The sequence below is a fragment of the Pedobacter faecalis genome, assembly GCF_030182585.1.
Taxonomy (GTDB): Bacteria; Bacteroidota; Bacteroidia; order Sphingobacteriales; family Sphingobacteriaceae; genus Pedobacter; species Pedobacter faecalis.
Genome location: NZ_JARXOW010000001.1, coordinates 106642 through 121933, shown reverse-complemented (window position 1 = coordinate 121933; position 15292 = coordinate 106642). Strand labels below are relative to the sequence as shown.

The following is a 15292-nucleotide window of genomic DNA, read 5'->3' as shown; positions in this document are numbered from 1 at the left end:
TAACTTCGATCAAGTATTAAGAATTTCTTTTCGTCGTGCCATAGCTTTAGCGATAATGCTGGCGGCGATCAATTGCAAGGCATGGTAAAGCATGAGTGGCAGCAATATGATGCCGGTAATGGTACTGTGCTGAAAGAGTATTTTTGACATGACGGTACCGTGCACCAATGACTTCTTAGATCCGCAAAATAAGACGGTAATACGATCTTCATCTGAAAAGCCAAACAAGCGACTGAGTAGCCAGACACAAAGGAATACGGCAAAAAACAAGACCATCATCCCTGCGGCGAGCACGGCAAGTTCTGGGGTGCTGAAGCCTTCAAAAAGATGTTCGGAGAACGACTTGCAAAACGACGTGTAGATGATGCTGAGGATAATTGCCTGATCAAAATATTTTAGTTGTTTCTTATATTTTTCGGCAATGGCGCCAAAACGGGAGTTGAGGCTGATGCCGATAATAACGGGCAACAAGACCTGGAGAATCAACTTTGCGACGATATCAGTGACATCAAAATCGCCTGTTGCAGAAGCGATGAACAGTCCGACCCAAAGCGGGGTAACCACTACTCCGATCAAACTTGAAATGCTCGCGTTGAAAATGGCTGCGGGAATATTGCCCCTGGCGATGGATACCATGACCACCGAAGAGGAAACTGTGGATGGTAAAGCTGCCAGAAAAAACACGCCCAGCCAAAGCAACTCGAAGTCGGTGCCAACAAACAAGGGACGAGATGCCAAAACCAGGAGCGGGAAAAACAAAAAGGTGGTCAACTGAACAACGATGTGCATTTTCCAGTTGGCAAGCCCGGCTTTCAGCTTCTCAACACTCAGCCGCAGGCCATAGAAGAAGAAAATCAACGACACGCCTGCACCCGCAATCTGCTCGAGCGAAACAGGTTCTTTGACCATACCTGGCTGGGGCAAAAAATAGGCAAGCAAAATCATGATGCCTATCATTAACAGGAAACCGTCGAGACCTGCTCTGCCTAATATTTCTAGTAACTTCTTCAATGTAATTCAATATATTCTTAACTCGCATTTTCTTTGCGTATAATCTCTGCTCCCGCGCTTAAAGCACTTAGCTTACCTCTGGCCACGCTTCGTGATAACGGAGCCATACCACAGTTTGTACTAGGGTAAAGATTTTCGATGTCCACAAACTCCAGCGTTCTACGTAAGGTATCGGCTACTTCCTCAGGTGTTTCGATCGTGCTGGTGGCCACATCAATAGCGCCGACCATTACTTTTTTGCCACGTACCAGTTCCATTAAATCTAAAGGCACATTTGAGTTGTGGCACTCTAATGATACCACATCAATTTTAGATTTTTGAATTTTAGGGAAAATTTCTTCGTATTGGCGCCATTCTGAACCCAGTGTCTTTTTCCAGTCATTATTAGCCTGTATTCCATAGCCGTAGCAAATATGCACTGCAGTTTCGCAGTGTAAACCTTCAATGGCCCTTTCTAATGTTGCCATTCCCCAATCGTTAACTTCATCGAAGAACACATTAAATGCAGGTTCATCAAACTGGATAATATCTACTCCGGCATCTTGCAGTTCTCTTGCTTCTTCGTTAAGTGCTTTCGCAAATTCCCAGGCCAATTTTTCCCGACTTTTGTAATGATCATCGTACAACGTATCTACCATGGTAAGCGGTCCAGGTAATGCCCATTTGATAGGCTTATCGGTTTGTTTACGTAAAAATTTGGCATCTTCAACAAAAACTGCTTTTTGACGTGCAACCTCACCCACAACCACAGGCACACTCGCGTCATAACGGTCACGGATCCTTACTGTTCTACGATTTTCAAAATCTACACCGCTTAAATGCTCGATGAAAGTGGTTACGAAATGTTGGCGTGTTTGCTCACCATCGCAAACAATATCTAAATCTGCGAATTGTTGCTCCTGCAAAGCGATGCGCAATGCGTCTTGTTTCCCTTCCAATAACTGATCGCCTTCTAATTTCCAGGGTGACCATAGTTTTTCGGGTGGTGCAAGCCAGGCAGGTTTAGGTAAACTTCCAACAATTGAGGTGGGTAATAATAATTTCTTCATATAATAATCTTTAGGTGTTGTGATAATTAAAGCGCAAAATTGGCAGACCACTGCTCTAATAGACTTTTGTAAGGCTTAATGAAATGCACTTCAGCATATTTGCCCTGTTCAACAGCCAATCGGCTGCGTTCTTCCCGGTCATAAACCACGCGGGTCAATGAATAATCTTCGTGTTTAAGACTAGGCTGATAGATTTTCCCAGCCACTGAATTTGCATTATAAATTTCAGGCCGATAAATCTTCTGGAAAGTCTCCATCGTGCTGATTGAGCTGATCAGTCCAAGATCAGTATAATCAGCAAGCAGATCTCCGGAATGATAAAAAGCCATTGGTGCCACACTGTTCGCAGGCATGAAAAAACGGACTTTTAAGCCCATTTTAGAGAAATATTCGTCAGTGAGAGAATACTGATCCTGCACATACTCAAAACCCAGGACCGGATGCTGATACTCCGTGCGCGTATACGTTTTGTTGCTCGATACACTTAGACAAATGATCGGCGACATCTTAAAATGCGCTTTATAAGTGTCTGAATTCACAAAGCACTTATAGAGCTTGCCGTGCAGATCACCAAAATTTTCAGGAACAGTAAAACCAGATTTATCTTTATTGTGCTCGATCAATAAAACACTGAAATCGTAATCACGCACATAAGAAGAAAAATTATTTCCTGCAATACCTTCTATATGCTGGTTAGTCTTACGGTCAAAAATATTCGTTTTTAAAACTTCAATCATCGGCAGATCGTTAATGCCGTTTTTATCATCAATACTCATCCTTACTGTGATGATCTCCAATTCTACCAGGTAACGATCACCTTTTGGATTATCCAAATGAGCCAGTGCATTGAAACGATTGTTAATCATATTCAAGGCATTACGTAAGTTTTGTTGGCGATTATCTCCTCTGGCCAGGTTTGCAAAATTGGTTGTCAGACGCGTTTGACTTGCGGGGTAATAATTTTCATCTAAGCACGTGCTCTTTAGCGTGAATGTAAAATCTGTTTTGACGGTATTCATGGTCTCTTCTATATATTTCCTTTGTTTATTCCATCTTTTAAACTTCTACAAAGGTATATTTGAAGAATTTAAAACGTAGTAATTCATTATATTCGGAAGTTTTGTCTTAGTTTTGATTATATCTCAGTTTTTTATACGTAAGATTTACTATTTTTGTACGATAAAAAGGAGATTATTCCATGAGCGAACTCGACGAGATTGATTTAATGCTGCTTAAAATAGTGGCCAATAATGCAAAACACACCAATAGAGAACTGGCGGCGATGGTCAATCTTTCACCTTCCCCGGTTTTTGAAAGGATGAAACGGCTGGAAACCGGCGGTTATATTAAGAAGTATATCGCGATACTGGATGCGGAAAAATTCAATCAGGGATTTATCGTTTTCTGTAACATCAAGCTCAAACAGCACGATAAGAAAATTGGCCACCACTTTGTAACTGCTATTATGGATATCGAGGAAGTGGTAGAATGTTATAATATTTCCGGCGACTATGATTTCTTCCTGAAAGTGTATGCCAAGGACATGAAGCATTACCAGGACTTTGTGTTCAATAAGTTAGGCTCGGTAGAAAGCATCGGCAGTACGCACAGTACTTTTGTAATGTCAGAGATCAAAAACACCCATAATATCAGTTTTTGACCGGCAGTCTGTTGTCGTCGCAAAAGGCAAGTAATGTGACTGCTGAACTTTAATATTCTTATCAACTAAACAAAACTGTTTGCCAGAAAAGATGTTGTTCTTGTTAATCTAACTATTGAACATCTATGAAAGCAGCAGTATTCCATAAGCCAGGCGATATCAGTTATACGACCGTAGAAGACCCCAGAATTGAACTGGCCACCGACATCATATTACGCGTTACCTCCACGGCCATTTGCGGTTCAGACCTGCACATCCTGAGCGGGGCCGTACCACAGACTGAAGACATGGTTATGGGTCATGAATTCATGGGCATTGTGGAAGAGGTTGGCGCTGAGGTCAGGAACCTGAAAAAAGGCGACCGGGTTATTGTCCCATTCCCGATTGCCTGCGGTCAGTGTTTTTTCTGCAACCACGGAGCGTCCCCGGCATGCGAGAACTCCAATTATAAACATTACGGGCCCAATGGGGATATGATGGATCAAAAAGGCGCAGCCCTTTTTGGTTATACCGATCTTTATGGCGGCTACTCCGGCGGCCAGGCAGAATACGTGAGAGTACCCTACGGAGATGTCAGCCCGAGGATCATTCCCGAGCATCTTACTGATGAACAAGCCCTTTTTCTGACTGATATTTTCCCCACAGGATGGTCGGGCGTGGACTGGGCACAGATGAAAGGCGGAGAAGTAGTGGCAATCTTTGGCTCCGGCCCCGTAGGGCTTATGGCGCAAAAAGCTGCGTGGCTGCACGGTGCAAGCAGGGTAATTGCCATTGACCCGCTGGATTACCGCCTGGAAAAAGCCAGGGCAGTCAACAACGTGGATGTGCTGAACCCAAATAAAACAGACGTTGTTGAAGCCATACGCGAGATGACCGGTGGAAGAGGGGCCGATGTTTGTATCGATGCCGTTGGATTTGAACCCGAACGCAGCTTCCTTGACAAAGTAAAAGCGACCGTTAATTTCGAAAAAGGCAGTATGAAAGTACTGGACATGTGTTTCCAGGCCGTAAGGCGCATGGGGACCGTGTCCATTCTGGGTGTTTATGGCAGCCCGTACGATAACTTCCCGCTGTTCAGGATATTTGACAAAGGCATCACCATCAAACAAGGTCAGGCACCGGTGCTTAATCATATCGATACGCTGATCGAACTGGTGAAAGAACATAAGGTCGTCTTAGACGATATCATCACCCATACCTTGCCGTTGAGCGAGGTGTCCCACGGCTACAAGATATTTGATGAGAAAAAGGACGACTGTGTTAAAGTTGTCCTTAAACCCTGATCCTTCAGATAGCTCCGCTTTTGGCGCATTAGGCACTTTACGACAACTTGAAGGGGATACCGTGATCAGGTATCCCTTTTAGACCTAAAATAACTTTATTGACCTTTTAACATCCTGTCGAGCGTAGCCTGGTAACCCGTTTTGTTTTCGCCTGAAACGAGGTCGACCGCTCGTTGCTGCATCAGAATCGCCTCTTGTTTATTGCCTAACTTATACAGCAGGCTGGCATAAGTATCCAGGTAAGCGGGTTCTTTGCTCTGTGTGTTCTCTACACTCCGTTTACTCCAGGCCATAGCCGCAGCAATACAATCCGGATCCTTGCAGTTTTCAAACACTGTCCTGGCAAAATAGTTTAAGGCATTAGGGATCAACTCATCTCCATACTTGTCCATATAAGCCATGAGCGCCGGCTGGAACCGATCCCAGTTTTTGTTTACCTGGAAAAACAGGATTCTTATCATATCTGCCGGCTTAGTGATGTCAACCTCAGGGTATTTTGCTTTTGTGACCGCAATCAGCGAATCAATATCTATCGCGAGGTTTTGAAAAGCCGGGTTAATGCGTTCCCTGACTATAACGCCACTTAGGATTTCGTTCGCTTTTCCCTTTCCAAGCACAGCATCAACTTTTTCGCGATTGCCCAATACCAGCTTAAACCCCTTGCTATCAGTGTTTTTGATGAACCTTGTAACGAACTCCAGGTTGTCCATGGTAAAAAGACCGCTTTGGGTAGCCAAATAATCATCCGCAAATCTGATCGCATTTTGTTCGTCCTTTGCGATCTCCGCAGCCAATGCAAGCTTCTTCAAACGCTGAGGATTGCCAGAGGCAGAACCATTTTGCTTAAGCAAAGTGTAATACTGCGTTTCCGGGTCGAGCGCAACTTTTACCCATGCGATAAAATCATCTGCCTTGCCCCCACCCACGATGCGGTGCACCAGTTCCCCTTCCGGAGAAAAGATTAAAAAGGTTGGATAGGCTGTGATTTTAAACTCATCGTTGATTGCCTGAGCATCAGAATACCAGCTTTTTATCTCTTCGCTGTCGCTTTTGGTCTTGTCGAACTGTATTTTGACATTCACAAAGTTCTTGTTTAAAAAATCGCCAACCTTCTCCTGCGTAAAAACTTCGGTAGCCATTTGCTTGCAGGGGGCACACCAGGTGGTATAACAGTCTACAAAAAGGTATTTATTTTCTTTTTTTGCTTTATCTTTTACCTGCTGCCAGGAAAGTCCGTGTTCAAATTGAACACCCTTTTCCTGGGCTAAACCTATGATAGGCAGCAGTATGCATAATAAGAATATTTTTTTCATAAAATATTGTGTTTAATGGTCATCGGTAATTAGGGATTTTGCTTCATATCCGGGTTAAACCTGAGTACTTGTACAGGAATTTGCAATGTATACCTCGGACTATGAGGCTGCAGGGTCGCAACTATGTTTCCTTTTGCGTCATAGCGTGATACCGCGGGCATGCGCCCCTCCTTGTCAAGTCTGCGCATATCGAACCAGCGGAGGCCGTGAAACGGAAACTCAAAGGTTCGCTCACGCAGTACCCAGCCTAAAACGATAGCCGCATCTGCTGATTGCAGGGGCTGGTAGACAGAGGCGGGAAAACGCTTGAGACGTATCTCATTTAATTGCTGCAATGCCGTAGCGAGGTCATTATTCCTCGCCGCCGCTTCGGCAATAATCAGTTTCATTTCCTGCACACTGGTACCGTAGTTGGTATTTGTAAAAAAAGGGAAACTGATAAAAGCTGCAAACAACGTGTTGCCCCTGGCCTTATAGCCGTCGGTGGTCCTGAACCATTTAAACCGCTGGTCCTGGCGATCATAAGTGTTGAGGAACTCGAGTGTCGGCATAGGGATGGCCACTGCGCTTCTACCGTAAATGACATCTGCCTTAACGGTAATTGCCGTATTTTTTGGCTCGTTTGCAGGGAGGGCGTTATAATCCAGCATCGTAGCACCGGTACGCTGCAAAGCAAGCTCAGCATTTAGCTTTGCATTTGCATAGTCCCGCTTGTACAGGTATACCCGCGCCAGTACGCTATAGGCAGCAGCAACGTCAGGGCGGAACCGGTTCTGTGTATTTTGCGCCGGCAGTGACGGCAAAGCGGCATTGATATCTGTGATGATACGCTCATAGACTTGTTCAACTGTACCCCGTGAGGGCACCGTTTGGGTAACCTGATGGGAGGCCACAAATGGTACTCCCGGATCCTGAGCAGCAGTCGCCGCGTCATAAGGCTGTCCATATTCGTTTATGAGGTAAAGGTATTCAAAAGCCCGTCCCAAAAGCGCTTCCGCTTTAAGGCTGCTTTTCTGCTGCTCAGTCCCGCCAGTCGCCTGATCAACTCCCTCGAGCACGGTATTGTATTTATTGATATTACTGTAGTGGGCTCCCCAGAAGACTGGCGACAAGTTCAGGTCGGACGAGAACTGCTCTCCCCATGTATAGATCAGTTCAGTTACGGTTGACGCAGGCGTTGGTATGGCGGGAATATCTGCATTGTCTCCCAGAATATCCAGCTGCGTAGGTATATTAATGGCTATAGCAGGATCATTGAGCCACTGATCATAATCTGCAACCGTTTGCAGCAGCGTGTAGCCTTTCGGGGTAACATCCAGGTATTTATCACAGGAGGCAAAGGTGATGCCTATTAAGACCAGGATCACAGCCAGGGTGGTATATCGGTGGTATCGCATGTTCATCAGATTAAAAGTTTGTAAAAAGACCAAAGGTATAAGTTGGGGTAAGGTAACTTTTTGCGTAGCTGCCAGTTGCCATACTATAGTTATATTTATTCAGCCCAACTGTCCAGAGGTTAGAGCCTTGAGCCTTCAGCTCCAGGTGGGAAAGTCCTACCCGTTTTAATAAGTTCGTATTTCGTACACTATAAGAAACTGTCAGGTCAGCGAGGGTAAAATAATCGCCATTTACCACATGGCTGTCGGCATAGTTATATGCCCAGCCCGGGCCGGTACCGGAAAATCCTGAAAGTAACATGACCTCTGTATTCTGCTCGTCTCCCGCCTGCTTCCAGTAGGTAGAAGATCCTTCAAGCGGGCGTATCGCCGTCGGATTTTCTCTTGGCTTGAACACTTTAAATCCACCGTAGTAACTCAGCATGCAATAAACATAGAAATTACCGATATCGACACGATTGCTTAGCCCGGCGTTGACCGTAGGAACCGAGCTGCCGACATAGCGGACCGTGCCAGCAGATTCGAGCGTAACATATCCTAAACCAGTTGTAGTATTGGTTACTGCGTAGATGTTCCCATTTCCATCTTTCACTTGCGGGTACCCGGCCGGGTCCAGACCGGCTGAACGGTATGCAAACAATGCACCCACCGGATAGCCTTTTCTGTATCCGAACTTATTGACCACATCAGGATAATAGGCCTGTGTTTGATAAACGTCGAGCACCTTACTGGTGTTATGAGAAAGGACCAACCCCGTATTCCAGTTGAAGCGTGGCTTTGCGATCCAGTCGCCGCGCAGATTTATCTCCAGTCCCTGGTTGCGTATCGATCCGCTGTTGATCAGCGTAGGACTGGTACCTATCGTCGGATCGATGAAGGCACTGGCTAAAAGATCTGTACTCTTCTTTCTGTAATAATCGAAACTTCCGCTGATTCCGCTGAATATCTGGTAATCCAGACCCAGATTTGTGCTGTGTGTCTGTTCCCATCGTAAACTGCTGTTGGCATAAGAGGCTACCTGCAGAGCAACGGAATTAGGCTGAGTGTAGGTGTTGGTCGCCGCTTTAGCAATAACCTGCGGCAGCGACATCTTGGCGATGTTACCGTTAAAGCCATCGGCAACCCGTAATTTAAGCTGTTTGAGCCAGGTCAGGCTTTCCATAAAACCCTCCTTATGGAGGTTCCAGGCGGCACCGACCGACCAGAGAGGCTTGTATTTATACCGGGGGTCTGTCCCAAATAAGTTAGACTGGTCGATCCGGATACTGCCGGAGAGGGAATAGGTATCTTTGAAGGAATAAACAATATTGGAATATGCCGACAGGTAGCGGTTGTCGACATACTTCTGGTTAAACAGGCTGTTATAATCGAGCGTGCGGTGTCGTGTGACGTTTTTTTGTACGGTATTGTTCGTGATATTGGACCAGTTGACCGACTGCTGGATCAGCGACTCGTCATTATAACCGAAATAGGCAGCAGAACCGCCCTGATCGGTGATCTTACGGAGTTCTCCGCCCACAATTCCATTCAGCGAATGATCTGAACCAAGGCGTTTATTGTAGTTCAACTGAGCCCGGGCGGTATAGCCGGTGGTACTGGCGGTTTGCTGCTGAAGAAAGCCTCCCTTTGGAATGGTATAGGTAATGCCAGTACCTGTCTGCGTTGCATAGGAATTGATAAACTGGCGTGCTTCCGAAGAAAGCCCGGTAGCAAAATGCCGTATTCCGGTTCGGGATGTCTCATAAATTCCGCCAAAGGCCATATTGAATCCTTTGCCTAGCTTATAGTTAAAGTTGGCGGTAGTGCGGTTGTTGGCGGTATGGCGCTGATCAGTAACCTCATTGCGGTCGACCAGCGGATAATACAGGTGATCTTCCAATCCCAGGTTCATAACAGTGCGGCTGTAATACGGGTTCATACCGGAATTCAAAAAGATTGCCGCCGGATTGCCGTTTTCGTCCTGAAAACGTTCGTAGGGATTAATACTGTTGATATTTGGCGTTACACCTGCGCGGCTGCGATCCTCCTGGTATTCGGTATTTAGCTCCAGGGAAAAGCGCTTTGAAAAGTTCAGCATGGTACGGCCGGCCAGCATAAACCTGTTGTTTCCGCTGCGTTGCTGCTGCAATGCGTTGTCGATGTAGTTGGCTGTAATGTAATAGGTAGCCCGCTCCGAACCGCCAGACATGTTTACATTGTAGGTCTGCGTGGCAGCAGTGCGCAGAAACAAGCGACTGTAATCTTCTGCGTTGTTATAGCTCTTCATCTCTGCAAATTTGGCCTCAGCATCTGCGGCCGTTATTACCCCTGCCGCCTGCTGCGCAAGCACGTAATAAGTGGGATCGAAGGCCTGGCTGCCTGCGAAAGTAGGCAGGTTATTCCAGGTCGTGGCACTAACACCTGAACCATACCGGAAGCGCTGATAATCTACACTGATGGAAGAAGCATCTTCAGCCCAGCGGTACCGGCTGTAATCCTCTTTAGGCGTTATTCCGGCCGTAGCCCGGAAAGTAATCTGCGGCTTCCCGGGATCGGCCTGTTTCCTTTCGATGACAATGACCCCGTTCGAGGCGCGTACGCCATAGATGGTAGCTGCTGCAGCATCTTTAAGCACGGTGACCGATTTGATCTCGTTTGGATCAATTATATTCAGAGACAACTCAGTAGGATACCCATCTACCACAATCAACGGATTTGGGTTTCCTGTCATGGTCGAAATACCACGTATATTGAAGAGGGCCCGGCTTGAGGAAGTATTGTTTATCGTGCTGGTGAAACTTACATCATTATTGATCATCAGTCCAGGAAGCCTGTTGACCAGCCCATCCAGAAAATTGGAACTAACGCGCGATTCATAATCCCGGGTGGTGATCACTGCAGCTGCTCCGGTGCTTTGTTCGGGTGCGATACTTTGATAGCCGGTATTGACGCTCACCCCTACCTCCTGCAGTTTCCCTGTGACCATATCAAGTCTTATTTCCAGCGGCATCACAGCATCCTTAACCAGAACTTCCTTTGATGCGTACCCGATATAGCTGATAACCAGGACAACATTATCGTCGACACCCGAAAAGGAAAATTCACCCTTATCGTCAGACTTGGTCGTTTTGCCGGTCCCTTTGATCAAAATCGTGGCGCCCGGTAGCGGAGTACCATTTTCATCCAGTATTTTGCCTCTAACTTCGATAAACCGAAATTCGGGGGAACTGCTAAAAAGCGCAGTCCGCTCATTTCTGGTGATCAAGATAGTCCTGTCCCTGATTTCATATTTCAAGGGCAGGTCGGCGAGGATATTCGCCATGGCCTGGTCGATGGTGGCGTTGGAAACTTGAACGCTACTTTTAATTCCGGGCGTTACCACTTTTCCATCATAAAAGAAATTATAACCGCTCTGCTTTCTGATCTCTTTAAACAAAGACTTTAGCGGAACATTTTTCTGGTCCAAAGTTATTTTCTGGCCCAGCGTAGCGGCGCTGACCTGAAGAAGGGATGCTATCAGTAATACGGTGGTTAATCGCATAATTAGCCATAGCTTTTGGTATAACGCAGGCGCTACACCTAATTTTTTTGTAGAATTTTGATACATTTACGTTGGTTTGGTTCTTAACAGTATGCCTCTTGCCTTCGAAAACCAGTGGCATCCTGCGGTAAAACAGTTGATATTTATTGTCTCCAAACACAAACCAGAGGTGCTTCACTTCTGGTTTGCTTTTATTCTTGTCTTTTAAAATTTTCTCATTCCTGGGTTTTATTGTATTGGACCTTTTGTTAAATAGATAATAGGATTGATATTTATGTATTATTTTGAGACATAGAGCTTCCTTCCCTCCAGCCTGAACCGGGCGAGACCTGATCGCTCGATCACTTCAAGAATCGTAGATAATTTGGTGTTTCTGGAAATCCAGCCGCCCGAAATGATATTATCGGAAACGCCTTGATCATAGATGACCTCGATGTCATACCAGCGCGCAATTTTCCGCATTGCTGATTTAAAATCGAGCCCGTCGAGATTGAAATCCCCATTCTTCCAATCCGTGATCATCTCCAGGTTAGCCTGTGCAACCTCGATGTGATCGCCGCGTGCAATGGATTGAAGGCCAGGTTTTAGCAAACGATGACTGCTCCCTGAACTAACTTTCACAGCGCCTTCCACAAGCGTTGTAGTAATTGCCGGCTCATCATTGTAAGCGTTAACGTTAAAATGCGTACCCAAAACTTCTACCCGCTGGGCCTTACTATCCACGATAAAAGGATGCTGCTTGTCTTTCGCAATTTCAAAATACGCCTCTCCTGAAAGCGTAACCTTACGTACGCCGCCAGATAGCAGGTCGGCCCGGTAGGTCAGACTCGATGCCGAATTTAACCATACCCTGGATTGGTCGGGCAAGACCACCATATAGGTTTGGCCTTTGGCGGTAGACAGTGTATTGATCTTATCGGAACCAGACTTGCCAGACTTGACTGTATATATGAGTTGCCCGTCACCGCTCTTAGAGATGACGATCCCCGCTTCCTGGGCGATTTCGCCATCACCCGCACCGCCTAAATCTATTCGTTTCCCACTGGCTAAAGTAAGTGTTGCTCCAACTTTTCCCGGTGCGATGTCATGCGCTGACATACTAGCTTTTTCCAACTTAGCATTTCCACTGAAATTGTAGAAATAGACACCAAATACCACGAGCGCTATAGCGGCAGCCAGACCAGCAAGGCGGGGCCAAAGTAATGGGGTCCGCGCAGGCTTTGCTGATGCCCTGCGCTGTATTTCCGGAAACAGCCTGTGCTCTACCTTATCGGAAATCTGCTGGTAAAGCTGATCACTTTCGGTGGATTGTGTTTCCAGATGCTGAGCAATCACCTTACGTGCCACCAGCTCGTTAGCATCTGATCCGAGTTTGTTCAAAAGCTCGTCCAGTTCTTCCTCAGTACAGGTGTTCTCCAGATATTTTCTATACAGTTTTGCTATTGATTCAAATTGCTCCAAAACGTTTTTATAGCTAATACGGTTGCGGTACAAAAAATACCTATTGATCAGAAAAAAAATTTTTTGAAGTACTCAGGTGCCCTGCAGGAGCAGCATAGCAGCAATGAGAATAACTGTCGTATCCGCGTTGAGCGTTTGCTTAAGAAATTTATTTGCCAGCAGGAGCTGGTTGTTCACTGTAGAGGTTGATATACCTAAAATCTCGCTTACCTCTTTATACGACTTTCCCTCTATCTTACATAAGATAAAAATCTCCCGCCGCTGAGGAGGCAATAGAGCGATGGCCTGCGACAGTCTCGTGTTGTCCTCCTTCAAAAGCATGCCTTCTTCAACATGCGTATAAAATTCCCGATAGTTTGCTTTTAGCTGCTCCCGAAATTTACTGTCTCTCGAAGCTTTCCGAAAAAAATCGTACACCATGTTTTCCGATACGCGAAACAAGTAAGACCTGAAAGACTGATCGGGATCGATCTTTGCGCGGTTATCCCAAATCTTCAGGAAAAATTCCTGCATCATTTCTTCCACAAGTTCCTCAGATTTGAGCAGCTTATACAGCTGCCCTGCGATCCGCAATTTATACGCGTGATAAAGGGTCTCGAAAGCCTGAGCGCTTCCCGCCTTTAACTGGAGGACTAGTTGTTTTTCATCACTATTTGAATTGCCGCGCATTGAGATCACTTCCTGTTTACAACTGCCTGATCAAAATACAAGCCCCGCCGCCCGGCGCCAGCCTGACCTTAATCGAATCTTTAGCGCTAACTTCTGTCTTCGAGCTCTTATAACTTTCATTATCGGTACGATAATCAGCATCATCGCCATCCTGAATAATCAGTGCTTTGTAGCGGCCTTTTTTCAGGAAAGAAAGCGGAATATCCAGTTCTCTTGAATTTTCATTTGTTGCTGCTCCGACAAGCCAGGTTTTGTCGCTGGCCTGCCTTGCCATAACGATGTATTGACCTATGTCGCCTTTGATGGTTTTACTTTCCATCCAGGGCATGTTTTGTGATGAAATAAATTCCAGAATCTCAGGATGCTTTTGGTAACTCTCAGGTATATCGGGTATAACTGTCACCCCCGAAAAGGTAATTAATGTACGTGCTGCCTCGCCTACCACTGTGGAGTTGGTAGCATAAGCTGGCGCATGAACCCTGCCAGCCTGTTTCAAATCAGCTATGCCATTGTTCATATCGAGCGGACCTGCAAGCATGTTCACGAATACCGAGGTGACAAATGTTTTTGGCTCCAGGGCGGTGCTGCCATCAAGCTGTGCCTGACAGTATTCGCGTGTGACTGCATTTGGAAACGTACGCATTTGTCCGTACGGGTGTACAGGACCGTCATGAAAATCGCATAGCAGACGATTTTTTGCACATAGCTCCGTGATCATTCGGGTACGTTCATTCTTTTCTGCGGGAGTGCCCGACATAAAACCGTATTTAATGCCCGCAGCACCCCAGTCGCCATACTGCTTCAAAGTTTGCTCTATGGGAAACATACGGCCGCCAACGTCATTAAGGTAGAGCCAGATGCCCACATTTTTCATTTTCCCGTATTTGATGATCTCGTGGACCTGGGCGACCTTCCCACCTTTTAGCGGGTCTGAATCTTTGCCAAACTCGGGGCCATACCAGTCGGCATCAAGTGCCAGGTAACGGATGTTATTTTCAGAAGCAAAGTCCACCATTTTTTTCCAGGAAGGAAGAGACATCTCATATTTGAAACCGTCGACCTGCGCGCCTGCTATCCGCCAGTCCCAAACAGCAACGCCTGGCTTCACCCATGAGAAATCTGCGTCGCCCGGCGGCGGAGGATTTAACAATTCTATGAGGTGCGAATCAACCAATTCACCAGGAGTATTTCCGTACATAACCACTTTCCATGCATTATTTGGCTTAGACGCTACGGTAAACAGGGTCTGGCCTTTTTTTGACGCCAACATCAGCGGGTCGCCCCATGATAAATTTGCTTCGTGCACAGCCAGATAATTGTGATCGTCTACCTGAACTGTCATTACAGGTAAGCGTTTATCGTTACAGGCCGATAACTTCTCCGGGCCAATATTGGCGTGCTCACCATTATAATACCAGGCCGTATAGTCGCCACTAAAGTTAAACTCCGTCAAATCGCTTATCGCCATCTCCCTTGGGAAGTCGTACCGGAAAGCTATTCCATCATTATATGCCCTGACGATGATCTTGTAGGTTTTTACATCCAGCGTAAGCTCATTGTATTCATCAGGCACGACTGCTCTTTTTCCCCAGATGGGCTTCCAGACTGATTTGCTGGAAGCACGGGAGAAATTTGCCGGCACTGCTCCATCAATACCACTTAGTCCCATCTTCGAAGCTGAGATAATGGTTTTCGAGTTGGCCGTAATTGTAAAGATGATCTCCCTGTTTTGATTATAGCTGAACTCGAATTTTAATTTCTTGTTGGGCGACTTTATTGCTAATGGAAATATATTTCGAGTGGAATTTGTTGCAGGTATTGCATATCCGCTTATAGCCTGAAGAAACTGTGCTAGAAGTAAGCAAGTGATGGTTGGTACTTTAGTTCTCATACGCAATGATAAGACTTTAATTTCATCGATCGGAAGGA

The 15292-nt window shown here is 46.0% G+C and carries 11 protein-coding genes; 2 read left to right on the top strand and 9 right to left on the bottom strand.

The window, feature by feature from the left end:
* Window positions 1–9: 9 nt before the first annotated feature.
* The 3 genes from QEP07_RS00535 to QEP07_RS00525 are packed head-to-tail and all read right to left on the bottom strand — an operon-like array spanning window position 10 to window position 3079.
* Window positions 10–1011 (bottom strand): bile acid:sodium symporter family protein, encoded by a 1002-nt coding sequence (locus tag QEP07_RS00535; RefSeq protein ID WP_285008039.1) that lies wholly within the window; start codon window positions 1009–1011, stop codon window positions 10–12.
* 17 nt (window positions 1012–1028) lie between these two features.
* The gene (locus QEP07_RS00530; protein WP_285008038.1) at window positions 1029–2060 is read right to left on the bottom strand and encodes a methionine synthase; all 1032 of its coding nucleotides are present in this window, start codon (window positions 2058–2060) and stop codon (window positions 1029–1031) included.
* 26 nt (window positions 2061–2086) lie between these two features.
* A complete protein-coding gene (locus QEP07_RS00525; protein WP_285008037.1) occupies window positions 2087–3079 on the bottom strand; it encodes a DUF1852 domain-containing protein in 993 nt (330 codons plus the stop codon).
* Between the two features lie 179 nt (window positions 3080–3258).
* On the opposite strand from QEP07_RS00525, the gene QEP07_RS00520 reads away from it, so the two are divergent.
* Both QEP07_RS00520 and QEP07_RS00515 read left to right on the top strand, forming a co-directional pair.
* A complete protein-coding gene (locus QEP07_RS00520) occupies window positions 3259–3720 on the top strand; it encodes an Lrp/AsnC family transcriptional regulator (protein ID WP_285008036.1) in 462 nt (153 codons plus the stop codon).
* Between the two features lie 125 nt (window positions 3721–3845).
* Window positions 3846–5003: a zinc-dependent alcohol dehydrogenase gene (locus QEP07_RS00515; protein ID WP_285008035.1), complete on the top strand. Its 1158-nt coding sequence runs from the start codon at window positions 3846–3848 to the stop codon at window positions 5001–5003.
* A gap of 95 nt (window positions 5004–5098) precedes the next feature.
* Here the strand turns inward: QEP07_RS00515 and QEP07_RS00510 are convergent, their stop codons facing one another.
* The 6 genes from QEP07_RS00510 to QEP07_RS00485 form a co-directional block, all read right to left on the bottom strand.
* Window positions 5099–6316 (bottom strand): thioredoxin family protein, encoded by a 1218-nt coding sequence (locus QEP07_RS00510; protein ID WP_285008034.1) that lies wholly within the window; start codon window positions 6314–6316, stop codon window positions 5099–5101.
* A gap of 29 nt (window positions 6317–6345) precedes the next feature.
* Window positions 6346–7719 carry a RagB/SusD family nutrient uptake outer membrane protein gene (locus QEP07_RS00505; RefSeq protein WP_285008033.1) on the bottom strand — a complete coding sequence of 458 codons (1374 nt, stop codon included), beginning with the start codon at window positions 7717–7719 and terminating at the stop codon, window positions 6346–6348.
* A gap of 4 nt (window positions 7720–7723) precedes the next feature.
* Window positions 7724–11233: a SusC/RagA family TonB-linked outer membrane protein gene (locus QEP07_RS00500; protein WP_285008032.1), complete on the bottom strand. Its 3510-nt coding sequence runs from the start codon at window positions 11231–11233 to the stop codon at window positions 7724–7726.
* A 279-nt stretch (window positions 11234–11512) separates the two neighbouring features.
* Window positions 11513–12694, bottom strand: coding sequence for a FecR domain-containing protein (locus tag QEP07_RS00495; RefSeq protein WP_285008031.1), 1182 nt, complete (start codon window positions 12692–12694; stop codon window positions 11513–11515).
* 72 nt (window positions 12695–12766) lie between these two features.
* Window positions 12767–13363 carry an RNA polymerase sigma factor gene (locus tag QEP07_RS00490; protein ID WP_285008030.1) on the bottom strand — a complete coding sequence of 199 codons (597 nt, stop codon included), beginning with the start codon at window positions 13361–13363 and terminating at the stop codon, window positions 12767–12769.
* Between the two features lie 16 nt (window positions 13364–13379).
* A complete protein-coding gene (locus tag QEP07_RS00485; protein ID WP_285008029.1) occupies window positions 13380–15254 on the bottom strand; it encodes a glycoside hydrolase family 97 protein in 1875 nt (624 codons plus the stop codon).
* Window positions 15255–15292: the final 38 nt, after the last annotated feature.